Annotated in this window: 17 protein-coding genes and 2 pseudogenes; 7 read left to right on the top strand and 12 right to left on the bottom strand. The window is 47.9% G+C overall.

The features are described 5' to 3' along the window. Positions 1-57: 57 nt before the first annotated feature. The 6 genes from AC2A06_RS12100 to ydgH form a co-directional block, all read right to left on the bottom strand. The gene (locus tag AC2A06_RS12100) at positions 58-876 is read right to left on the bottom strand and encodes a trypsin-like serine peptidase (protein WP_484380437.1); all 819 of its coding nucleotides are present in this window, start codon (positions 874-876) and stop codon (positions 58-60) included. A 587-nt stretch (positions 877-1463) separates the two neighbouring features. After that, positions 1464-2747 carry a two-component system sensor histidine kinase RstB gene (rstB, locus tag AC2A06_RS12095; protein WP_484380436.1) on the bottom strand — a complete coding sequence of 428 codons (1284 nt, stop codon included), beginning with the start codon at positions 2745-2747 and terminating at the stop codon, positions 1464-1466. Continuing rightward, a complete protein-coding gene (gene rstA, locus AC2A06_RS12090) occupies positions 2744-3469 on the bottom strand; it encodes a two-component system response regulator RstA (RefSeq protein ID WP_484380435.1) in 726 nt (241 codons plus the stop codon). Before rstA ends, rstB begins: the two co-directional genes overlap by 4 nt. A 73-nt stretch (positions 3470-3542) precedes the next feature. Continuing rightward, positions 3543-4265: a dihydromonapterin reductase gene (gene folM, locus AC2A06_RS12085; RefSeq protein WP_484380434.1), complete on the bottom strand. Its 723-nt coding sequence runs from the start codon at positions 4263-4265 to the stop codon at positions 3543-3545. 138 nt (positions 4266-4403) lie between these two features. Next, the gene (locus AC2A06_RS12080; protein ID WP_484380433.1) at positions 4404-5795 is read right to left on the bottom strand and encodes a basic amino acid/polyamine antiporter; all 1392 of its coding nucleotides are present in this window, start codon (positions 5793-5795) and stop codon (positions 4404-4406) included. A 102-nt stretch (positions 5796-5897) separates the two neighbouring features. Then, on the bottom strand, positions 5898-6848 hold the full coding sequence (gene ydgH / locus AC2A06_RS12075; RefSeq protein WP_484380432.1) for a DUF1471 family protein YdgH: 951 nt from the start codon (positions 6846-6848) through the stop codon (positions 5898-5900). A gap of 389 nt (positions 6849-7237) precedes the next feature. Between ydgH and pntA the strand changes: the two genes are divergently transcribed. The 4 genes from pntA (at position 7238) to fabV (ending at position 12782) form a co-directional block, all read left to right on the top strand. Beyond that, a complete protein-coding gene (gene pntA / locus AC2A06_RS12070) occupies positions 7238-8764 on the top strand; it encodes a Re/Si-specific NAD(P)(+) transhydrogenase subunit alpha (RefSeq protein WP_023490879.1) in 1527 nt (508 codons plus the stop codon). Between the two features lie 12 nt (positions 8765-8776). Next, the gene (gene pntB, locus AC2A06_RS12065; protein ID WP_473197724.1) at positions 8777-10165 is read left to right on the top strand and encodes a Re/Si-specific NAD(P)(+) transhydrogenase subunit beta; all 1389 of its coding nucleotides are present in this window, start codon (positions 8777-8779) and stop codon (positions 10163-10165) included. Positions 10166-10456: 291 nt separating this feature from the next. Then, positions 10457-11389, top strand: a complete 933-nt coding sequence (gene pfkB / locus AC2A06_RS12060; protein ID WP_484380431.1) for a 6-phosphofructokinase II — start codon at positions 10457-10459, stop codon at positions 11387-11389. Positions 11390-11588: 199 nt separating this feature from the next. Continuing rightward, complete coding sequence (gene fabV, locus AC2A06_RS12055) at positions 11589-12782, top strand: enoyl-ACP reductase FabV (RefSeq protein ID WP_473197726.1); 1194 nt, start codon at positions 11589-11591, stop codon at positions 12780-12782. 234 nt (positions 12783-13016) lie between these two features. Here the strand turns inward: fabV and uspE are convergent, their stop codons facing one another. The 3 genes from uspE to ogt form a co-directional block, all read right to left on the bottom strand. Beyond that, positions 13017-13976: a universal stress protein UspE gene (uspE, locus tag AC2A06_RS12050; RefSeq protein WP_473197727.1), complete on the bottom strand. Its 960-nt coding sequence runs from the start codon at positions 13974-13976 to the stop codon at positions 13017-13019. Positions 13977-14106: 130 nt separating this feature from the next. Further along, positions 14107-14880, bottom strand: a complete 774-nt coding sequence (locus AC2A06_RS12045; protein ID WP_023490874.1) for a fumarate/nitrate reduction transcriptional regulator Fnr — start codon at positions 14878-14880, stop codon at positions 14107-14109. Between the two features lie 314 nt (positions 14881-15194). Beyond that, a complete protein-coding gene (gene ogt, locus AC2A06_RS12040) occupies positions 15195-15704 on the bottom strand; it encodes a methylated-DNA--[protein]-cysteine S-methyltransferase (RefSeq protein WP_484380430.1) in 510 nt (169 codons plus the stop codon). A 290-nt stretch (positions 15705-15994) separates the two neighbouring features. On the opposite strand from ogt, the gene olsF reads away from it, so the two are divergent. Both olsF and AC2A06_RS12030 read left to right on the top strand, forming a co-directional pair. After that, positions 15995-17710 (top strand): bifunctional ornithine lipid synthase OlsF, encoded by a 1716-nt coding sequence (gene olsF, locus AC2A06_RS12035; protein ID WP_484380429.1) that lies wholly within the window; start codon positions 15995-15997, stop codon positions 17708-17710. Positions 17711-17769: 59 nt separating this feature from the next. Further along, a pseudogene (locus AC2A06_RS12030) lies at positions 17770-17874 on the top strand (glyoxalase); the annotation flags it as partial. On the opposite strand, the pseudogene AC2A06_RS12025 reads toward AC2A06_RS12030, so the two are convergent. Continuing rightward, a pseudogene (locus tag AC2A06_RS12025) lies at positions 17848-19069 on the bottom strand (multidrug efflux MFS transporter). The pseudogenes AC2A06_RS12030 and AC2A06_RS12025 sit on opposite strands and share 27 nt — an antisense overlap. A gap of 250 nt (positions 19070-19319) precedes the next feature. Here AC2A06_RS12025 and AC2A06_RS12020 point away from each other — a divergent pair. Further along, positions 19320-20156, top strand: a complete 837-nt coding sequence (locus tag AC2A06_RS12020) for a PA3715 family protein (protein ID WP_484380428.1) — start codon at positions 19320-19322, stop codon at positions 20154-20156. A 54-nt stretch (positions 20157-20210) separates the two neighbouring features. Here AC2A06_RS12020 and arcA read toward each other — a convergent pair whose 3' ends face one another. Continuing rightward, positions 20211-21485 (bottom strand): arginine deiminase, encoded by a 1275-nt coding sequence (gene arcA / locus AC2A06_RS12015; protein WP_484380427.1) that lies wholly within the window; start codon positions 21483-21485, stop codon positions 20211-20213. Between the two features lie 14 nt (positions 21486-21499). Beyond that, positions 21500-23017 (bottom strand): amino acid permease, encoded by a 1518-nt coding sequence (locus tag AC2A06_RS12010; RefSeq protein ID WP_484380426.1) that lies wholly within the window; start codon positions 23015-23017, stop codon positions 21500-21502. Positions 23018-23482: the final 465 nt, after the last annotated feature.

Here is a 23482-nt window from a genome sequence, read left to right as displayed (position 1 = left end):
ATTCAAGCGACTGTGGTTGAATAACAGCGGAGCTGTAATTTGTGGTCAAAGGGGAGTTCATTGACCCATTGACAGCTTGGTCAACGCATCTCGAATACCAGTGACAGCCAATGCCCGGTTATCCGCACGGTAGCGATCTTCTGCTGCTGGCGCGGAGCTTTGAATCGCGATTAATCGCCAGCCTTCGGCACTTTTTAACAACAGCGGTGAGCCACTGTCTCCCGGTAAAGTATCGCATTGGTGTGATAGCACCCCCTGCTGAGCCCACCCAGTCACTTTACACCCCAGATGGGCATACAGAGAGTCAAGATGGTCTTCAGGGTAGCCTGCCTGAGTGACCAGCCGTCTTGCCTGTTTTAGCACTTGCATTAATCCCTTACTGTCTCCTTGCCACAATGGCAAAGGCTTAATGGCGAGTGGTTGCTGATCTTTCAAACGAATCAACGCAAAATCATAAGCGGCGGCAGCCTTGGGAACAATCCACCCATCGCCGTCAGCTTTAAGCTTTTTCCCTAATTTTTCATCCACCAAGGTTTCAATATTTTCAATCTGATAGGTCCAACTGTTACTGCCAGCGATAAACCGTAATGCGACCGCCTTATCCAAATGCCCTGGTGGTATAAGAACACAGTGACCAGCGGTGAGGGCCAAGCGGGGGGAGATCAAGGTCGCCGTACATAAGTTGCCACTGGCGGTCTCTACTTGGCCGATAGCTTGCCACGGCCAATCAATGGTCTCATTGATTTTTACTCTGTCATCTTTACCAAAAAACAGGCGTTTCTGCTCTGCTTTTGAGGTATCAGAAGGCGTAGCTGCGTGAGCCAAATGAAGGGCAACAGCGAATAAAGATGAGCACAATAAAACCGATATGCGCATAGGTTTTTACCTAACAAATAAGGAACGACCAAACATTGCATGAGAGTACTATCCAGCAGCAGACAATGTTAAATATAACGACTATAAACTGACTTATCGATGATACCAATGACATCCGATTGACTTTTTTACATGACTTTCTGAAAGGAAGGTGGAAATTAAAAGTAAAAGAAAATGGCAATTACCCAGCAAAAGATTAGGGTGCCAAGCATGATTTCGAACAAGTAGCGACGCAGCATAATCCCCCCTAGTGAGAAATACCCGGCAAACAGGGTGCGGTACAATTTAATTACAGGCTCTAAATTACCGATGCTTAGCTAGCGCAAGTGAGGCCTGGCTCACGCCACTTTGCTACCAAGCCTTTGGCGTTGAGCCACTACTTTCTTCATGACGAGATCCTCAACTATCGGTGTGTGGTTAAAACCCACTGCGGGGGCCGCTGTAGCAATAGTAGGTAGTGCTTGAAGGGTTTTCCGTGAGTGATTGGTTTCGGCTTGTAACTTAATGTACGCGCCACCGCTGGGTTGGTTAGCGCTGAACCTATCTCAGGCTCCCTGCGCTGTCGTCATCAGCTATGCTGGAGCCAACTAAGCAACCAGTTTAACGGGCCAACAGAAACGGAAACTGGCTCCTCCCAACGAGCTGGCCTCAACATAGACATGGCCTTGATACGCCATGGCAATAGAGTGGACAATCGCCAACCCAAGTCCACAACCTCCGGTGGCACGATCACGGCTTGGATCGAGGCGAACAAAGGGCTCGAATACCCGTTCCCGTTCTGCTTGCGGAATACCAGGGCCATCATCCTCCACTTGCAAACAGGCAGCATCACCATCAAACCACAACCCGATGCGTAAACGCTGTTCACAATAGCGCAGCGCATTATTGACCAGATTATCTAACACCCGCTCCATCAGGCGTAGATCAACGCCACCGAAATTACCGCTATGCGGGATATTCAGTTCGATCTCATGGTCTGGGTGGATCATTTGCATATCAGCGACTTTGTCGCGCAACCAATCTGGTAAATTTATCGCTTCAATATTCAACGCCACCTGAGGCCTATCCAAGCGGGCATAGGTCAGCAATTCATCAATCAGTGATTCTAACTGCCCAATATCACGATTTAATGCCTGCTGTTCACTTTCCGAAAGATTTTCATTCATTGCCAGCCGGTAACGCAGACGGACCAACGGAGTTCGAAGTTCATGAGCGATACCATCGATCAACTGCTTTTTGCTGACGATTAGTGTGTTGATATTATTGGCCATCTGGTTAAAGGCCACTCCGAGCTGATAAAGACTGGAAGAGGGTAAAAAATGGGTGCGTTCATCGAGATGACCTTCCCCCAGACGCTGAGCCGCATTTTCCAACTTAAGCAGGTCTCGCCAGTGCGGGCGCATCCACAAGAATACCGGCAGCGCCAGAGACAGGCCGATAAAAATCAGCAGGATCAGGTCCAGTATGCGCATTTGGTGTAGATAGAACAGATACGGGATCGGGCCAACCACTAACACATAAGGACTACGTGGAATGCGCTGCATGAAAGTATAACGATCATCCAGTGCAATGATTTCGCCCAAATTTAATCGCTTGGTGAGTTTTTCATTCAGATTCTGCTTACCTAGCGGCTCGATATGCAATTGGAATGACAGATTTAAATCCAGAGTGGCAATGGTTTTGTTCCAATCTTTTAGTGGGATTTCACGGAGTTCACTGCGTATCAGGTACAGTGAACTTTTCATCAAATCATCCATTGATTCCCGCCCAGCACGCTCGGCGGTCACTTTGTAGACCAGACCAACCAGCATCGTCATGACCAGAAAACAGACGAACAGCAGCAGAAAGAATTGAACAAAAATTTTTCTCATTGCTGTACCGAGGTCCAAGCGTTGGGGGCAAACAGATAACCTTTATTGCGTACCGTCTTGATACGCAAAGGCTCTAGGGTATTGTCATACAGTTTACGGCGTAGACGAGAGATCGCCACATCAATACTGCGATCCAGCCCATCATAACTGACACCGCGCAGACTTTTCAGTAACGCCTCACGATCCATAATCTGTCCGGCATGAGTGGCTAACTCCCATAGTAAATCAAAATCAGAGGTCGACAGGGTGATGGTTTCATCGGCCAGTGTCACCTGACGATTAACTGGGTCGATACACAATAAACCAAAATGCAGCGCATTGTGTTGAGTCACCGCCTGTATTTGCTCCTCTTTGGGTTGGTTACCATAGTGGCGCAAGTGAAGACGCAAACGTGCCAGTAACACAGCTGGCGGGGTGGTTTTCAATATATAATCGTGGGCTCCCATCTCCAGTGACAGAATATGGTTCATATCACTATCTAATGAGGTGAGTAACACGATAGGGCCGGGATAAACTGGGCGCAAGTCGCGGCATAGTGTCATGCCATCTTTACCGGGGAGCATGATATCGAGAAGGACCAAATCGGGCTGTTCCCGTTCAATACAAGCCTGTGCGGTATCGCCGCGCGGTTCAATAACCACATCAATATCATGTTTACCCAGATAAGCCGCTATCAGTTTACCCACTTCAGGATCGTCTTCTACAAAAACAATTTTAGTCATGGCATATAAGGGAGGTTTATAAGAAAAACGGCATCCAGCATAGCGCGCCCCATCCTATTACGCTATGTCCTTATCAGCATAACGGTCGGCCACCATCAACACTGTGAGTACGGCCGGTGACATAACGGCTATTCATCAAGTAGTCCACCAGATTCACCACCTCGTTTTCCCCGGGGGCTATTTTCATCAATGACTTTGCCAATGCTTGTTGCCGGTACTGTTCATCGTCATCGCTATTAAACATGATCAGTGCAGGGGCAATGGCATTCACTTTGACTTCTGGGGCAAACTTGCGAGCAAAAGAGCGAGTCATATTATCCAGCGCCGCTTTGCTGGCCGCATAAGCGATATGTTTATCACTGCCTTTTTCTACCACATAATCAGTTAGATGAATAATATCAGCACCAGCCGGGCCCTGGTCACGCAGGCAAGATTCGAGTAATTGATTTAACAGATAGGGCGTATAAACATGAATTTGCAACATGGACGCCATCACTTGTTCTGGCGCGATCTGGTCAGACTCAGCCAACCAGGCGCTGGCATTGTGGATCACTGCGCGCAATTTGGGGGCAACCTGCTTTACTTGTTCGGCAAAACCGTAGATCCCTTCATGGGTAGAAAAGTCACCTTGCAGGCACACTGCCCCGAGGCTTTTCAACTCAGACAAGGTGGGGTAAGTACTGCGGTAGGCAATAATCACCGGCACATTGCGTTGTAAGAACGACTTGGCCAGTGCCAGCCCAATCCGGCGCGCACCGCCAGTAATCAGTACTGGGGCTGAGTGGTGAGATCCCATGGGTTTAAACTCCAAGTCAAATTGACAGGCATGAAAAGAATTATGCCATGATATGTCAAAAAGTCGTTAACAGCTCTCAGCAATCAGGGCGATGCCGTGAAGCCCATGCCTCTCTAATAACAGGGATGGGCATTAACATTATTGAAACATAAACCAGCCTGCGGGAATGGTCGTAGCCAGCAATAGAAAAGCAGCGCCTTTTTCTAACCTACTGAGTAAGACTCCCTCTTGGTGTTGGCTACGTGCGTAGATAAATACCAACAGCCCCGGGGCATACAGTAGCACCGACAACAGCAGATACGTCAGCCCCGAAGCATAGAGTAACCATAAGCCATACAGGCAAGCGCCACTCGCGGCAAAGATTAAGCGCTTATCCTGCAGCTTGTACGCCACCTTGAATAGAAAAGCACCCACCAAAAAATAGGGCACCAAGATCATTTCTGAAGCAATCGTCAGCAGAGCGTTATAGTTGCTACCGGTCAGCCAAATCACAATCAAGGCAATTTGCACTGCACCATTGGTTAACCACAACGAAGCAGCAGGGGCATCCTGGTTATTTTGCTTGCGGAATATTTTAGGGAATGCGCCTTGTTGAGCAGCCAAGAAGGGGATTTCAGCGGCCATAATGGTCCAACTCAGGTAGGCACCGCAAACAGAGATAATCAAGCCAGCGGCGATAATCACGCTCCCCCAAGGGCCAATGAGATTGACCATCAATGTCGCCATGGAGGGGTTACGTATTCCAGCCAGTTCACTACGGGGTATGATGCCAAGTGAAAGCAAGGTAATGGCCAAGTAGATCACCAAGGCTGAAATTACCGCTAACATGGTTGCACGGCCGACATCCTTTCTTTGCCGCGCTCTGGCAGAAACGACCACCGCGCCTTCCACACCAATAAACACCCACAAGGTAATCAGCATGGAATCTTTCACTTGCTGCCATACGGGCACACCCAGTGCTGTACCGTGGAAATCCAGGGTAAACGTATCCAGCTGAAAAGCGAAAGCGGCCAATAAGATAAATAACAACAGTGGCAGCAACTTGGCGAGGGTCGCTACCAGATTGATACTTGCTGCTGTTTGTACCCCGCGAAGGATCAGCGCATGGACGGCCCACAATAAGAAAGATTCAGCAATTAATGCCTGCCAGGTATTACCGTCCCCGAAAATTTCCACCCCATTACGGTCTGTGAACAAACCCAGCGCAGCAAAGACAATAACCAAATAGGAGACATTAGCAATGACCGCACATAGCCAGTAGCCCCAGGCAGAACAAAAACCCACCAACTCACCAAATCCGGCTTTTGCGTAAGTGAATATGCCACCATCAAGATCCGGGCGTAGGCGAGTTAGCAACAACATGGCAAAAGCAAGGAACAGTATCCCGATACCGGTAATCATCCAACCAATCAGCAAGGCAGCAGGGCTGGCTACTTCAGCCATATTTTGTGGCAAACTGAACACGCCAGCGCCTATCATCGAGCTGAGAACTAAGGCAGTTAATGCAGTGAGGCCAAGTTTTTTTTCCAAAATGAGTTCCTAAAAACAGAGACTTTAGGCATGAGAAAAGGGCAGCTAACGCTGCCCTATGACTCAATGCTTAACTTAAATATAAACCTGAAGTGCTGAGGATTATTTAAACAGATCAGCGCTTACCGTCAGGTTACCGCCACTTTGGTTCTGCCATTCACGGGTGATGTGATAGTACTTGGCACCTTTAGCTGCTGCGCGTTTTGCTACTTCATTGGAAACGTCAGTCATGCTGGCGAAATGACCGGTAAATGTTACGGAATCGAAGGGGACCATTTGTGCAGCGGTCACCTTATTCACTTCCTGAATCTTGGTACCATCCGGCAAAGTGACAGTGTAGCGTTGGCCAGAAGAAGATTGCGTTTCAAAGAAACGACCCACATTTTGACTTGGTGAGGCCGAAGAGGCGACCCCAGGGATCTCAACCTTGGCGGCTTCAGCACCGCCTGCAGCCAACAGGGCTCTACCAGCGTCAGAATCAGCAGGAACAGCATCTGGGTTTTGCACCACACGTTTAGGGGCATCAGATTTGTAGATATAGGCTGTAACGAGTTGGTTACCCCCCTGGTTGGCATCAACCTGACGAACGATAAAGAAAGAGGCTGCACCTTTCTTTTTTGCCTCTTTGCTGATGGCATCGCTGATGTCTGGCTGGCTACGATAAAAACCGGTGACAGTCACGGTATCGTAGGGCTCATACAAGAACGCTTCGGTTTTAGGAAGTTCTTTAACACCATTAAAGAGGCGGTACGTTGTCTCTTTGCTCGCCTCTGGGGCATCTTTATGATAGAGGTCAGCAGTAACGCGCGAGTTGCCGCTGTTGTTACCTTCACTGATATCCTGAATATAGAAAGCGTCCGCACCCAGTTTATCTGCACGGCGTGATACCGCATCAACTGCTTCGTTGATAGCATTAAAATGACCAGTAATGGTGATGCGATCAAATGGTTTGATAGCCGCGGCTCTTTCAGGTGTTAACTCTTGTGCGGCATATGCAGACAGCGCAGTGAGTGATAACAAGGCTGATGCAATGATGGTGGTCTTCAGCTTCATAAAAAATCCTTTCGCCTAGCGCATTAATGTATATAGCGTACTGAACGGTTTAAGTGTATTCAGCCGATGATTATTACATGTAATCTCGCTATGTGTCTCAGCATTTTATGCGCTGCAACCAGGAATATATTGGTTTAGCAGGTCATCATGCAAACATTGCTCTAAACATCTTTTCGATGCAAACTTGCGATTTGTCATATCCTTATGTGAGTTTTTATGTAAAAACTGTCAGTTAATCGTAAGCAATCATGGATTATCGATCACATTTTCAGTAGCTTATAAAAGGCATTCTGCTTTGCTTACTGGCGAGGTGGGGGAATCTTGTCGGCTGGTGCTATCGCTAGAGAAGATAACAGACGTCATTAAAGACAGGTAAGAAGGGAATAATTATGCGTATTGGTGTACCAAGAGAACGGTTGGCCAATGAAGCCCGTGTTGCAGCAACGCCGAAAACGGTAGAACAGTTGCTAAAATTGGGCTTTACCGTCGCTATTGAAAGTTCGGCGGGTAAATTGGCAAGTTTTGAGGATGCTGCGTATCAAGCCGCAGGGGCAACGATTACTGATACTGCCGATGTATGGCAATCAGATCTGATTTTAAAAGTTAACGCGCCACTAGAGGACGAAATCGCGTTAATGCGTGAAGGCAGTACGCTCGTCAGTTTTATCTGGCCAGCACAAAACCCAGATTTAATTGAGAAGCTGGCTGCCCGCAATGTTACCGCCATGGCGATGGATTCAGTGCCGCGCATTTCCCGCGCACAATCGATGGATGCCCTGAGCTCCATGGCTAACATCGCCGGTTATCGTGCCATCGTTGAGGCTGCCCATGAGTTTGGCCGTTTCTTCACCGGTCAAATCACCGCTGCCGGTAAAGTCCCGCCAGCAAAAGTGATGATTATCGGTGCAGGTGTGGCAGGGTTGGCGGCCATCGGTGCGGCAGGCAGCTTGGGTGCCATTGTGCGTGCCTTTGATACCCGCCCGGAAGTGAAAGAACAAGTCCAGAGTATGGGGGCTGAGTTCCTTGAGCTGGATTTTGAAGAAGAAGCTGGCAGCGGTGATGGCTACGCCAAGGTGATGTCAGAAGCCTTTATCAAAGCTGAAATGGCTCTGTTTGCCGCGCAAGCAGAAGAAGTGGACATTATTGTCACCACGGCACTGATCCCAGGTAAACCGGCACCAAAATTGATCACCAAAGAGATGGTCGCCGCCATGAAGCCGGGGAGTGTGATTGTTGACTTGGCCGCTCAAACCGGTGGTAACTGCGAACTGACTGTTGCTGACCAGATTACCGTGACCGAAAACGGCGTGAAGATCATCGGCTATACCGATTTGCCAAGCCGTTTGCCAACACAGTCTTCGCAACTTTATGGGACTAACCTGGTTAACCTGCTCAAGTTGCTGACAAAAGAGAAAAACGGTGAAATTGATATCGATTTCGACGATACCGTTATTCGCGGTGTTACCGTGGTGCGTGCAGGGGAAGTGACCTGGCCAGCGCCACCGATTCAGGTTTCAGCACAACCTAAGCAGGCAACAGTGGCACCCGCCGCACTGGTGGAGAAAAAGCCCGCATCCCCTTGGCTCAAGTATGCCTTGATGGCGCTGGCTATCATCCTGTTTGGCTGGTTCGCTGATTCAGCACCGAAAGAGTTCCTGTCTCACTTTACCGTGTTTGCGTTGGCTTGCGTGGTGGGATACTACGTGGTGTGGAATGTCAGCCATGCGCTGCATACCCCGTTGATGTCGGTCACTAACGCGATATCAGGGATTATCGTGGTAGGTGCGTTGTTGCAGATTGGTCATGGTGGCTGGGTGAGTTTCCTCTCCTTTATCGCCGTGCTGATTGCCAGCATCAATATTTTTGGTGGATTCACCGTCACTCAGCGCATGCTGAAGATGTTCCGCAAAAACTAAGGGGTAGCAAAAATGTCTGGTGGATTAGTTACAGCTGCATACATTGTTGCCGCTATTCTGTTTATCTTCAGCCTGGCGGGTCTTTCACGCCATGAAACATCCAAGCAGGGTAACCTGTTTGGGGTCGCCGGGATGGCGATTGCCTTGATAGCAACCATCTTAGGGCCAAATGCCGGCAATGTGAGTTGGATCATCATTGCCATGGCCATCGGTGGTGCTATCGGGATCTATCTGGCGAAGAAAGTCGAAATGACAGAAATGCCGGAACTGGTGGCGATGCTGCACAGTTTTGTCGGTTTGGCTGCGGTGCTGGTGGGTTTCAACAGCTATCTGGATCATGGTAAGGCCATGGATCCGGTCATGGAGAATATCCATCTTACCGAAGTGTTCTTGGGTATCTTCATTGGTGCGGTGACCTTTACCGGCTCTATTGTGGCCTTCGGCAAATTACGCGGCCTTATTTCCTCTACGCCGCTGACGCTGCCTCATCGCCATAAAATGAATCTGGCTGCCATAGTGGTTTCCTTCCTGTTGATGGTGCTGTTTGTCCGTACCAACAGTGTCGGTTGGGAAGTGTTCGCGCTGTTGATCATGACGGCAATTGCCTTGGCGTTTGGTTGGCATCTGGTGGCGTCTATTGGTGGCGCAGATATGCCAGTTGTGGTCTCGATGCTGAACTCTTACTCGGGTTGGGCAGCGGCAGCGGCAGGCTTTATGCTGGACAACGACCTGTTGATCGTGACCGGTGCGTTGGTGGGTTCTTCTGGTGCGATCCTCTCTTACATTATGTGTAAGGCGATGAACCGCTCCTTTATCAGCGTTATTGCCGGTGGTTTTGGTACCGATGGTACCTCAACCGGTGATGCCGAAGATATGGGTGAGCACCGCGAAACCACAGCAGAGGAAGTGGCAGAACTGCTGAAGAACTCAAGCTCGGTGATTATCACCCCAGGCTATGGAATGGCTGTTGCGCAGGCACAGTATCCGGTGGCAGAAATCACTGAGAAATTGCGCAAACGCGGTGTCAAGGTGCGTTTTGGTATCCACCCGGTTGCCGGGCGTTTGCCAGGGCATATGAACGTGTTATTGGCTGAAGCCAAGGTACCTTACGATGTAGTATTGGAAATGGACGAAATCAATGACGATTTCCCAAATACTGATACTGTGCTGGTTATTGGTGCCAACGATACGGTTAACCCTGCAGCGCAAGAAGATCCACGCAGCCCAATTGCGGGTATGCCAGTGTTGGAAGTGTGGAAAGCGCAAAATGTTATCGTATTCAAGCGTTCAATGAATACCGGTTATGCCGGGGTACAGAACCCGCTGTTCTTTAAAGAAAATACTCAAATGCTGTTTGGTGATGCCAAGAGCAGTGTAGAAGCGATTTTGCGCGCACTGTAATCAGCCATGTTAGTAAGTAAAAATGTCAGTCACCCAAGGTGGCTGGCATTTTTTTTCAGGCGATTGTGTTATAGATCGTGTTATAGATCGATCATGTTATAGATCGGTGGTGTTATACCCGTGGCATAAAGTCTGCTGATAAGCCTTATTCCCGAGGTTCCTTTCTGCCAACCTGCAGGTAACTCGTCTTATTTAAAGCAGATGTGCTTTACTTAAAACAGCTCAATAAAAGCATCCATTCCTGTTTGTTAGCCAAGTAGGCGAAATAATATTCATGAGGAAGATTGCATCATGACTCAAATTTTCACGTTAACGTTATCTCCATCGCTAGATAGTGCAACGACGACGGCAAAAATGTATGCAGAAGGGAAGCTGCGCTGTACCACACCCTTATTTGAACCTGGAGGTGGGGGAATCAATGTCGCCCGTGCCATTACTTATCTCGGGGGCCGTGCTCATGCCATTTTCCCTATTGGTGGGCCGACTGGGGATCATTTAAAAGCGTTACTGGATCAGGAAGGCGTCGAAACAGAAACATTGAAAACTCAGGACTGGACGCGGCAAAATCTGCATGTTCATGTAGACAGCAGCGGTGAACAATTTCGGTTTGTTATGCCAGGTGCCCATCTTAATGAGACTGAGTTTGATCAACTGGTAGAGCGAGTAAAAAAAATCCCTGCGGGTTCGATCCTGGTGATTAGTGGCAGTTTGCCCCCGGGAACGGCGATTGAAAAATTAACGTATCTGGTCAAGCAAGCGCAATTGATAGGTTTGCAATGTATCGTCGATAGTTCTGGTGATGCCCTGAAAGCTTGCTTGGATTTAGGGGGGTTAGCACTGGTAAAACCCAATCAGAATGAGTTATCCGACTTGATTGGTCACCCCTTGGAGCACCCGGATGACGTGCGCAATGCGGCTCAAGAACTGGTACAGCGGGGAGCCGCAGAACGGGTGGTGGTTTCACTCGGGCCACAAGGGGCGCTGGCGGTTGATGGTGACCATTGTGTACATGTCGTCCCCCCACCGGTGAAAAAAAGAAGTACGGTGGGTGCGGGGGACAGTATGGTTGGCGCGATGACACTGAAACTGGCCAACGGTGCTGATCTACTCGATACTGTGCGCTTTGGTGTGGCCGCAGGCAGTGCCGCGACGCTAAATCTGGGAACGAAACTTTGCTCTTTGGCAGATACCGAGCGGTTATATCACTATATTTGTCAGCGCTAAATTAACGGCATACTAAGCAAAATGAGATACAAGGCAGACACTGTATATGCCAAAACTGCAGCCAAGTTGGCAGCCGAAGTATCTCATTTAGCAAAATTTGTATAAAATACAATCAATCTAACAAGTCAGATCACAAAAAAGGCACATAATGAGTTATCTTATGTGCCGATTTCATCTCTTTAACGGATCCTAGACCCATATGATTATTAAACCTAAGGTTCGCGGCTTTATCTGCACCACCACTCATCCGGTAGGTTGTGAAGCGAATGTTCGTCGTCAAATTGCCTATACCAAAGCGCAGGGTAAGATTGCTAATGGCCCTAAACGTGTTTTGGTGATCGGCGCCTCTACCGGTTATGGTCTGGCTTCCCGTATTGCCGCGGCCTTTGGCAGTGACGCTGCCACCATTGGGGTGTTTTTTGAAAAAGCCGGAACGGAAAGCAAACCGGCTACGGCGGGTTGGTATAACTCGGCAGCTTTTGATAAAGCCGCTAAAGAAGCTGGTCTGTATGCCAAAAGCGTTAATGGTGATGCTTTCTCTAACGAATGCCGCGCCAAGGTGATTGAGCTGATTAAAGCCGATCTGGGCCAGGTGGATCTGGTGGTTTATTCACTGGCTTCACCGGTGCGTAAAATGCCAGAAACTGGTGAAGTCGTGCGTTCTGCCTTGAAGCCGATCGGTGAGGTTTACACCACCACCGCTATCGACACCAATAAAGACCAGATTATTACTGCAACCGTTGAACCTGCCAATGAAGAAGAGATCCAGAACACCATTACCGTGATGGGTGGTCAGGATTGGGAATTGTGGATGTCAGCGCTGGAACAGGCTGGTGTGCTGGCTGAAGGTGCTAAATCTGTCGCTTATTCCTATATTGGTACCGACTTGACCTGGCCTATTTACTGGCATGGGACGTTGGGCCGTGCCAAAGAAGATTTGGACCGTGCAGCTAGCGCTATTCGTGGCAATCTGGCTGCCAAAAAGGGTACAGCCCATGTGGCGGTATTGAAATCCGTGGTCACCCAGGCGTCTTCCGCCATTCCCGTGATGCCGCTGTATATCTCCATGGCTTTCAAAATAATGAAAGAGAAGGGGATCCATGAAGGTTGTATGGAGCAGGTTGACCGCATGATGCGTACACGTCTGTATAGTGACGATATGGCGCTTGACGACCAAGCTCGTATTCGTATGGATGACTGGGAGCTGCGTGACGATGTGCAAAAAACCTGTCGTGACCTTTGGCCCTCAATCACCAGTGAAAACTTGAGTGAATTAACGGATTACACGGGTTACAAACAGGAGTTCTTGCGTCTGTTCGGTTTTGGGCTGGAAGAAGTCGACTACGATGCCGATGTTAACCCTGATGTTCGTTTTGATGTGGTTGAACTGTAATAAAATAAACAAAGATACTTAGTCTTGATATGACTTGACTAAGTGTTCACATGACTATTAAAGCCGGGGCTAACAAGGTTCCGGTTTTTTTGTCTCAATTTTTTATCGGGGATAACTTTGTTTCCCCACCAGTTTGTGGAAGCCTTATTTCCCCCTGCCGGTTTTAACGGGCAGGGGGCTGAGGTCTACTGGTTATTTAAAACTCACGAAAACTTCCCTCAAATAGGGAAGTGATTAATCCTCATCATCGTGTTCGTCATCTTCATCGACGACAGGCTTACCAAAATCATCAGGCTTTAACACCAATAGGTCACATTTAAGATGATCGATCACATGTTCGGCGGTATTACCGATAAAGGCTGCTGAAAGCCCTGTGCGACCGAGAGTCCCTAACACCACAACTCCAGCCTTGAGTTCTTCGGCTAAATGAGGGATCACCTCTTCGGGTAGCCCTTTTTCCACATGGGTAAACTCTTCACTGATATGGAATTTCTGCCTTAATGCTTTCATGGCAATCAGATGTTGACCACGAATTGCATCGTTATAAACACTAGGATCAAAATCAGGCAATTCAATTGCGATATTGAATGGTGTAACCGGGTAGGCTCCTACCAAATGAACTTCGGTTTGGTCAGCATTTTGTGCCAGTTCCAGCGTTTCTTTGACCAGCCGGATATTCAAAGGATCGTGATAAGGTTCCTCGCTGGAAAGGTTAACTGCAACCAGCGCTTTACCCCCTTCGGGCCAAGGCTGATCTTTCACCATCCAGACTGGGCAAGGGCACTTGCGCAGTAGGTGCCAATCGGTAGGGGTGAAGATCACAGACTCGAGCCGATCATGTTGATGGGTCATTTTCACCAGCAGATCATGATTGCTACTTGTCACTTCCTGAATAATTGCTTCATAGGGGCGACGGTGCCATACCACTTTGATTTCAATCGGAACGCCATCTGCCAGATAAAAACGACACTGTTGCTTAATCCAAGCTTCACGTTGCTTGATGACACCTTCCCTCATGGCAGTTCTTTCGTCAGGGGAAAGTAGCGTTGTTAATTCATAAGAAAAGTCATAGATAGGAAGAAAAGCTTTAATGCACCCACCGTTCCTTTTCACCAGATAAACCGCCCGCCGTAGTGCCGGTTGGTCGTCTTGGTTTGGGTCAATAACCACCAGAATATTCTGATACTTTGCCATAGGACCTCCTCCAAACAGCTATAGATCAATGCTCAATTCAATAACAGAGTAACTCAACATTGAAAAACAGAATAGTAGCAGCAGAGTCGTTAGGCCAATAATTTCAGGGAATTATTGGCCTAATTGTGGGTTAAATATTAACCGCGGTGAGATGTGTTTTTATTTTTGGCGATCCAGCCAGTTGTGATAAGACGTCCATATTCTCTATGGTGATATATTTGCCTTTTACGCTAAGAATTTGACCTTTTTGGAAACGACCCAGCAAGCGGCTGATGGTTTCAACGGTCAAGCCCAGATAGTTACCGATATCACCTCGGGTCATGGTCAAGCGAAACTCACGTGCAGAAAAGCCACGCTCAGCAAAACGATGCGAAAGGTTATGAATAAAGGCAGCCAGGCGTTCTTCGGCATTTTTCTTGGAGAGCAGCAGAATCATCTCTTGATCCCCTTTGATTTCACCACTCATCAGCCGCATGATCTGCTGACGCAGGTTTGGCATTTTGCCTGAAAGGTCATCTAATGTTTCAAATGGGATCTCGCAGACCATGGAGGTTTCTAACGCCTGAGCAAAGCTTGGATGCATTTGCCCACCAATAGCATCAAAACCGACCAAATCGCCCGCTAAGTGGAAGCCGGTGATCTGCTCATCACCTTGTTCAGTGATGGTGTAACTTTTAATGGTTCCGGAACGGATTGCGTATATCGACTTCAGCTCGTCGCCAGCCTTAAATAACGTCTGACCCTTTTGGATTGGCTTCTTCCGTTCGATAATGTTGTCGAGTTGGTCAAGCTCATGGGAATTCAGCGTAAAAGGGATGCATAACTGGCTGATACTACAGTCTTGGCAATGGATTGCACAACCACCAGACTGAATACGACGAATCACGCGTTTTTCCGGGATCATAAATTAAGCTCATGCAATAATTGATATGTGTCAATTTTAACACCATTTTTGGCAGATGATAAGTACAGCAATCAATAAGCTCAGCGACATTTCTTTCAATTTAATTTTCTTCGGTTAACGAGAGAAATCAAGTATTGAGATAAATCTCTTTTGTGGGGGTTAAGTCTAAATTTATTAAAAAAGCAACATTTAATTATGATAATACGTTACAAATCAGTATATTGTTATCATTTAAGCTTGAAGTGTGAATGCAATTAGCACGAGTAATAATGCAGCCAAAAATAGGCACTTCACCATGTTTGCCTTGCAAGCCATTAAGGCAAAAAACCTTCGTGTTTAAGCAACCATTGTTTACGTTGTAACCCCCCCGCGTATCCGGTAAGCATTCCTTGTGCGCCAATAACACGGTGGCAAGGTACCACGATACTGATGGGGTTGGCGCCATTAGCCATGCCCACTGCACGGGAAGCAGTAGGGCGACCTATTCGTTTCGCCAACTCCCCATAAGTGACGGTTTCTCCACAAGGGATTTTGCGCAACTGTTCCCAGACGGTACGCTGGAATTCACTACCGAGCGTCTTGACTGGCATACTGTCGATCACGGTTAACTCCCCGGCAAAATAACGTTGCATCAGATCCGTAAGCCCTCCTGGATTGGTTTTTATCTGTAGTGCGAATTCACCGCGATAGTGGATATTTAACAGTTTCATCAGACGAGCCTCATGGTCTGTCCAATCCACTGCTCGCATCTGACCCTGTACATCGCTGACCAACACCAGTTCACCAATCGGTGTTAGCATCCGGTCAAGAAAAAAAATCTGCATGTAAATTCACTCCTTGCATTTCATAGGCCGATTATGACATGAAAATTAATGCGACAATGGCGAATTACGGACATTAAAATGGCGATGTGATTCTAGGTTATTGAAATAAGTTTTAACGTGGTATTCCTTTAGCAGTCATATAGCAGCGGACAGTAAAAGAGTGCCTGGCTTGAATTTTTTGCTATAACTGCGCAGTATGGGGATGGAGTTTCATTTTTTTGTCATGATATGGATATATTAAGGTCATGATGCTCGCTTACGTTAGCCATGACTAGGCTAGGAGAATCACGATGTTTAGTTTGGATACTTTTCTGCAAGAATCATTCCCGCATCGCAAAACCCCCGCTTGGCAGCGTAAACTGCTATCAACCTTGCTTTGCGAGAAAGAACTCAATCAATTTGCAGCTGATTATCCTTACCTGAGAGGGTTGGATTTTGTCGAGCAGGTGTTGGATTTTTTTAATGTAAATTGCGAGTTGGTGGATGGTGATCTGGAGAATATCCCCAGTCAGGGCCCGGTGGTTCTGGTGGCCAATCATCCTATCGGGTCACTGGATGGGTTAGCATTAATACGGGCAGTAGCGGCAGTCAGATCGGACATCAAAATAGTTGCCAGCCAATTCTTATCCTATATTGAACCGTTACGTAGCCTGTTTGTACCGGTGGATAATTTCAACTACCGTACCAACCGCAAGCAGATAGAGGCCATGCAAGCACAACTGGATAACCAGGGCGTGCTGATTCTATTCCCGGCAGGGGAAGTATCGCGCATGAGCGCCAAGGGGATTCGTGATAGTCATTGGCACACCGGTTTTCTGCGTTTGGCCGCCAAGGCCCGCGCGCCGATCGTGCCAGTGCATATTACTGCGCGTAACAGCAATCTGTTCTATTTCACCTCTCTGGTTTACAACCCATTATCAACCTTATTATTAGTGCGAGAGATGTTCAAACAGCGCGGAGGACGGATTAAAATCCGCATCGGGGGCCGCATCCCATTCAGTCAATGGCACGATGGTCATACCCATGCGCGTGATCTCGCAGAGCGGTTCCGCCGCCATGTTTACCGTCTGGGGCAGGGTAAACCGGGGTTATTTACCAGTGAAGCGGCCATTGCCTTGCCGGAAGATCGTTTAGAGTTGAAAAAAGCCTTGGCTGCTTGTGAACAACTGGGTAGCACTCCCGATGGCAAGACTATTTTCCTCTATCGTCGGCAGGGGGAAGCAAGAACCCCTATCCTGCGTGAGTTGGGGCGGTTGCGTGAGATTGCTTTCCGCGCAGTCGGTGAGGGGTCAGGTAGACGTCGTGATTTGGACAGCTACGATGACGACTATTATCACCTGGTATTATGGGATGAAGATGAGCTCGAAATTGTTGGTGCCTATCGCTTTATCCCCACCGGTCCTCAGTTAGCCGATAAAGGCCTGCAAAGCATCTACAGTAACAGTCTGTTCCATTACGATCAGGATATGATGCCGATCCTGGAGCAAGGGATTGAACTCGGTCGCAGCTTTATTCAGCCGGTTTATTGGGGCAAGCGGGGGTTGGATTATCTGTGGTTGGGCATTGGTGCTTATGTGGCAAAATATCCGCAGTATCGTTACCTGTTTGGTCCAGTGTCTATTTCCGGCGCTATGCCGGTGACCGCTCGCGACCTGTTGATTGCTTTCTACCGGCTCTATTTTTCGCCTGAACAGGTGATGGCTCAATCACGTCGCCCTTATCCAACTTCTTTACCGCAGGTATTGGCGCAATTTGCAGGCGATAACTATCAGGAAGATTTAGCGCGGTTAAAAAGTTTATTGAGCAATATTGGTTGCTCCATTCCCACTTTGTATAAGCAATACAGTGAATTGTGTGAGCCTGGCGGGGTACAGTTTATCGACTTCGGTACTGACCCGGCGTTTAACAATTGTATTGATGGTTTGGTGTTAGTGGATTTAACTCGCGTCAAGCCAGCGCGCTACCAGCGCTATATCGCGGTTCACCTAGAGCCAGAAACGGTTTAACGCTACGACGGTTCACGCCTGTCAACGAACAGGCTGAACCGCTGGCCTTATCTAAAAACGTAGCTAACCGTCAGGAACCTTGGGGCCAGAACGTTACCCGCCTACTTAGCCCAGAGGGGTTGTTGGTCGGGGTAACGTTAACCCCTTGGTTGCGAGACCGATAAGCTACGCTCAACCCGTGTAACTCGGTGTTGTACCAGGATAAAATTAATCAATACCAAAATTGCGGTGACAATAAATACCCAGCGGAATCCCATCATGGCGGAAACAGAAGAGCCGATCAGCGGGCCAACCACATTACCCAAATACATAAATGACTGGTTATAGCCAAAAATACGCCCTGTAGCCTGAGAAGGAGAGTAGCGTAACAGCAGTACTTGAATGGCAGGCATCAATGCACCATCGGCAAAGCCAAGCAAAAACCGCAAAATACCAAGCTGTATCGGGGTTTGTACCCAAGTCATGATGGTAAACAGCAGGGCAGTGAAAGCCAATGCCATGGCCAGGATCCGTGCAGTGCCGATACGGTCACCCAATCTCCCCAGTCGCGGGGCGGAAATCAAGGCTGCAACCCCCGGAATTGCGGCGATCATCCCACTGACAAAGGCAATGTTATCTTTATAATCAGTCAAAGTCAGATCACGGATAAAGAGCGTTAAAATTGGGCTGATGGATGAGTTAGCCAATTGAACCATCATGGTACTGATAAACAGCGTGATAATAACCCCAGGATAAGGCAATGAGCGAAACAGGGCGGCACCACTTGGTTGGTCGGCCTTTTTTATCACTGTATGATTTTCTTTGATCAAAAACAGCGTCACCAAAAAACTGACAAACATCATGACGGCAGTGACAAAAAATACCACCCGCAACCCCAGGTGATCAGCCATTAAACCACCGAGCAATGGGCCAACGATTACCCCTGAAATAGGCCCGGTAGATAAGGTTCCCAATGCCCAGCCACTCTTATTGCGTGGTATTTGTGAAGCGACCAAGGCCATGGCATTAGGGATATAACCGGAAGTCAGCCCCATTAAGGCACGCAGAGCAAATAACTGGTAGACATTGCTGACCAGCCCCTTGCAAGGCAATAAGTGTTGCCATACCCAGGGAGGCTCGCAGCAGCATTAGCTTACGTCCTCGGCGATCAGCCAAGCTCCCCCACCAAGGTGAAACGATGGCAGAAACTAGAAACGTGCCGCTAAACACCAAACCCGACCAAATACTTAGCGATTCATGACCATCAACACCAAGTTGCTCAACATACAACGGCAGAAAAGGCAGAATCTGGCTCATCGCCATGCCAGTAAAGAAACAGCCGAACCATACCGAGATTAAATTAAGTTTCCATGCTTCCATTTTATAGCAACTATCGGGATTAATTATTTAGCTTGATAATGATACCACCAGAAACTGCCTACAGTGGGCGGAAATCAGTGAGTAAACGTAAATAGATGAATGATACAGCCTTAAACCTGCCAAGCTGGCTGTTATCCCTTGAGGAAACTGCAACGGGGTATTCTCATCAGTACAAATTGATTTGCCGCTGCAAACTGCGCGACAATGCACTTATGCCATCCAATAACAGAAGCGGAACAGGGTTAACCCCATGCAACAGCATCATTTAGGACTAACAAGGATAGGGTATCTGTTATTGATACTGCTGATTGCCCCGATCAAGGGATGGACTAAGGAGCAGCAACCCTGTGATCCTCAACTGATCAGTTCATTAGCCAAACAGCTAAAGCAAGATAATTGGGTCGTCCCCACTGGCGAGGAAAACAATCCGTTGATAGCCGCAGCCTGTAAAGTGTGGGTGGAGGATGATAGCCAATCCGTGGTGGCATTAGCCTATCTTGAACAAGGCAATAAAGCCCCGGTTGGTGAGCGTGAATTCCATTTATTGGTAGGTAAAGTGAATAATCAGGATGGTCTGTTACTGGAGTCTTACCAGGAAATGATGGCAGAAGATGCCACGCTTGAGATTGGACGGAGTAGCTTATGGCTAGATACTGCTCGCTATCACTTGGCACCCGGTATACGGGCATTTGGCCTGGTATTAACCAGCGTTGGCAGAGGGGCAAGTAACCCGGATGCTTGGGCTGATGGCCTATTAACGCTCTATGTACCTGATAACAGCAAATTGCGTCCGGTGTTTAGCACTTATCTTGACCTGTCGGTGTACTGTTCCTCCGACAATGGCGTACCTCCTAATGCCGACTGTGACACTAGTTTCGCCAAAGTTACCCTCGGTATCGGCCCTAAACAATCCCATGGCTTTGCTGATCTTATCGTCACGGTTAATTGGCAAACCGATGGTAACACCAAGGTAAAACAGACAGTACATTATGATGGGCAACGTTACCCGTTTCCTGAACATATTGATCTAACCAGTCAACCTTGGGATCCAACCCATACCGGGGAACCAATTAATAAAAACCAATAAAGTAAAGGCCACCTCAAAAGGTGGCCATATTTACCGGTTAAGCGTCAAGTTTGCTTAGTAATCGATAGCATCACGGATAATCGGGCAGGTCATACAGTGACCGCCACCACGCCCACGACCTAACTCACTACCGACAATCTCAATTACCTCGATACCTTCTTTACGAAGCTGGGTATTGGTTTTGGTATTGCGATCATAAGCCATAACCACGCCAGGAGAGAGCGCAACCATGTTGTTACCACTGTCCCACTGTTGGCGTTCAGTGTCATAATCATTACCTTCAGTTTCCACAACCCGCAGTTTCTTCAGGTTCAATGCCCCAGCCACGGCTTCAACAAAGGTGCCTTTGTCGCGGCTCAGTTTCATACCGGTTGGGCCACTATCTGGCCGCAGTGAAAACGTTTTGATCTGGTCGACGATAGCAGGGTATAGAGTGACAACGTCACGGTCACAGAAAGTAAATACCGTATCCAGGTGCATCGCAGCACGCAGCTTCGGCATTGCCGCGATCATCACTCGTTCAACACCGGAATGCTTGTTAGAGAACAACGAGGCTGCCAACTGGGTAATCGCCTGATGAGAGGTGCGCTCACTCATACCAATCAACACGGTTTTATTACCGATCGGCATCACATCACCACCCTCGAGCGTTGCTGAGCCATGGTGTACAGTCGGATCCCCCCACCAGACATTGACATTAGCCTCACCAAAGTCAGGGTGGAATTTATAGATGGCGGTGGTCAGAATGGTTTCTTCGTGGCGTGCTGGCCAATAGAGTGGGTTTAAAGTCACTCCACCGTAAATCCAGCACGTGGTATCACGGGTGTAGAGTGTGTTAGGCAACGGTGGCAGCAGATATTCGGTAATGCCTACTGCTTCGCGGATCAGCTTAAGCTCTTCGTGATCGGCATAACCTTCTTTAGCCAGATCAGTGGTGGAAAGACCCCCGATCAGAACTTCAGCCAATACCCGTGGAGCCAGGCCATCTAAATAGCTGCGAGTTTCCTTAAGAATACCTACCGACACCTCATTCGGCACAATCTGCTGGTCGAGGATCCACTTTCTGGCTTCTGACAATGCCAAGGTTTCAGCCAGCAGATTATGCATTTCAACCACATCAACACCGTGCTCACGCATCTTGGTCATAAAGTCAAAATGGTCACGTTTGGCGCGTTCAACCCATAACACATCATCAAACAACAGTTCATCACAGTTACTTGGTGTTAAACGGTTATGTGCTTTACCTGGCGCACACACCATCACTTTATGCAGTTTCCCTACTTCTGAATGAACACCAAACTTAGCGTGCGTCTTTTTTTTAGTCGACATATGACTTGCCTCTATCAGATAGTAATAATGCCTGTCGCAATGCTATAAATTGCAACAATTGCGGCGACCATGATGATAACAAAGAGCCCCATTTCAGCCGGCGTGAAAGCTTTTGCATGTTGCTCACGCTTGGCGATAATGTACAACAACGTGCCCGGGCCATAGATAACGGCAGAAAGCAGAATATATTTCATTCCACCGGCATACAGCATCAGGAATGCATAGAACGTGGCTATCGCTGCGATGATCAGATCTTTCTTGAGATTAGCCTTATCCTTTTCATAGGTTTCACCGGTCCAGGCCAGCTTCAACCCATAGGCCCCAACCAGCAGGTAAGGGATCAGAGTTAATGAACTGGTGAGCTCAAGTGCCAGTTGGAATGCATATTGGCTAAAGAGCGTCAGAATCAAGAAGACTTGAATGGTGATATTGGTTAACCAGACTGCCGCTGAAGGGACCGCGCTACTGTTTTCAGTACCAAATACTTTAGGCATACTTTCGCTTTTCGCTGCGGAAAACAGCACTTCTGCTGCCAGCAACGACCAAGAGAGATAGGCCCCCAGTACAGAAACAATCAAACCCACGCTGATAAAAATCGCACCCCAGCGGCCAACAATGGCCTCTAGCACACCAGCCATAGAAGGTTGACGCAGTGCCGCCAAATCAGGGCGCAGCATGACGCCATAAGAGAGCATGGTGATCAGCACTAACAAACACAGCACACCAACAAAGCCCAGCACTGTAGCAATACCGACATGGCTACGCTCTTTCGCATAACGGGAATAAACGCTGGCACCTTCAATCCCCAGGAATACGAACACTGTGACTAACATGGTACTGCGCACCTGGCTGAACAATGACTCAGGTTCTGCAGTGGCGGTGATAGCCGCTGCCGCATGGCCCACATAGCCATAGTCGTTAAGGTGAGATAAATCACCGGTACCCGCCAACGACGTGGCGACCTCTGGTGTCCCCCAGAAGTTGAGCATGAACATGTCACCTTTAAAGGCGAAGAACAGCACAATGATAAAAATAAAGATTGGCAGAATTTTAGCGAAGGTCGCGATAGTATTAATGGTGGCAGCATTTTTCACGCCACGTAGTATCAGAATATGAAACCCCCACAAAATAGCGGTGGCCACCAATACTGCCGGGATGGTATTGCCATCACCAAACACCGGGAAAAAGCCACCCAGCGTGGATTTGATCAATACAAAGTAGGAGACATTACCAATACAGGAGCCGGCCCAGAACCCCAGAGCAGAGATAAAACCGAGATAATTACCGAACCCGGCTTTAGCATAGATAAAAACACCAGAATCGAGATCGGGCTTGCGCTGAGCCAATGTCTGGAAAACAAACGCCAGCATTAACATACCACCACCGGCAATACACCAAGCGATGATGGCTCCAAACCCCCCGGTAGCACGCCCAAAGGTTGCCGGTAAAGAAAATATCCCAGCACCAACCATAGAACCCACCACCAATGCGGTGAGCGACCATAGGGACAATTTATTCGTTGATGAGCTCATTGTCGTTTTCCTTCCTGACACCTGTCATAAGTTATTTGTTATTAAAGGATAAACTTAATCATGCACTGACGATTAAATCATAGCTGCAATCATGGATTTTTCCTGTTGTGAGACATTTTCCACCATTACCACCTCAAACCAATGGGTATAATACTTCAAGATAATCATAAAAAGCAGTGTAAAAAACTAATTAATTGACGATAATCAACCGACAATGCGACAAAAGGGCATAATAAAAATTATGTCTGATTGTTGTACAGAGATAGTCTATTTGACGAGCGTTACAGTAAAATGAAAGTTTTTACTTTCAAATGGTGAAATACTGCGAAGTTGGATTGGCAAAGTGTCGTAGCAAAATCAGACTAATCTCAGGTGAAATAGAGATCGCTGAGTAGCACTGTACAAAGAAAGGTTTTGAGTTAAGCGGGCATCCGTAGAGAATATGATAGGTATCTTATTCACAAT

Source organism: Serratia sp. HNCC26DJ244, assembly GCF_057180565.1.
Note: the sequence above shows the minus strand (reverse complement) of the source record. Positions and strands in the feature narration are given on the sequence as shown.

Bases quoted from the DNA above. Each gene is read 5' to 3' on its own strand.
- ydgH (WP_484380432.1), bottom strand. From the start codon at position 6,848: ATGAAGCTGAAGACCACCATCATTGCATCAGCCTTGTTATCACTCACT.
- uspE (WP_473197727.1), bottom strand. From the start codon at position 13,976: ATGGCAAAGTATCAGAATATTCTGGTGGTTATTGACCCAAACCAAGAC.
- pfkB (WP_484380431.1), top strand. From the start codon at position 10,457: ATGACTCAAATTTTCACGTTAACGTTATCTCCATCGCTAGATAGTGCA.
- rstA (WP_484380435.1), bottom strand. From the start codon at position 3,469: ATGACTAAAATTGTTTTTGTAGAAGACGATCCTGAAGTGGGTAAACTG.
- olsF (WP_484380429.1), top strand. From the start codon at position 15,995: ATGTTTAGTTTGGATACTTTTCTGCAAGAATCATTCCCGCATCGCAAA.
- AC2A06_RS12045 (WP_023490874.1), bottom strand. From the start codon at position 14,880: ATGATCCCGGAAAAACGCGTGATTCGTCGTATTCAGTCTGGTGGTTGT.
- pntA (WP_023490879.1), top strand. From the start codon at position 7,238: ATGCGTATTGGTGTACCAAGAGAACGGTTGGCCAATGAAGCCCGTGTT.
- fabV (WP_473197726.1), top strand. From the start codon at position 11,589: ATGATTATTAAACCTAAGGTTCGCGGCTTTATCTGCACCACCACTCAT.
- rstB (WP_484380436.1), bottom strand. From the start codon at position 2,747: ATGAGAAAAATTTTTGTTCAATTCTTTCTGCTGCTGTTCGTCTGTTTT.
- AC2A06_RS12020 (WP_484380428.1), top strand. From the start codon at position 19,320: ATGCAACAGCATCATTTAGGACTAACAAGGATAGGGTATCTGTTATTG.
- ogt (WP_484380430.1), bottom strand. From the start codon at position 15,704: ATGCAGATTTTTTTTCTTGACCGGATGCTAACACCGATTGGTGAACTG.
- folM (WP_484380434.1), bottom strand. From the start codon at position 4,265: ATGGGATCTCACCACTCAGCCCCAGTACTGATTACTGGCGGTGCGCGC.
- AC2A06_RS12100 (WP_484380437.1), bottom strand. From the start codon at position 876: ATGCGCATATCGGTTTTATTGTGCTCATCTTTATTCGCTGTTGCCCTT.
- arcA (WP_484380427.1), bottom strand. From the start codon at position 21,485: ATGTCGACTAAAAAAAAGACGCACGCTAAGTTTGGTGTTCATTCAGAA.
- AC2A06_RS12010 (WP_484380426.1), bottom strand. From the start codon at position 23,017: ATGAGCTCATCAACGAATAAATTGTCCCTATGGTCGCTCACCGCATTG.
- pntB (WP_473197724.1), top strand. From the start codon at position 8,777: ATGTCTGGTGGATTAGTTACAGCTGCATACATTGTTGCCGCTATTCTG.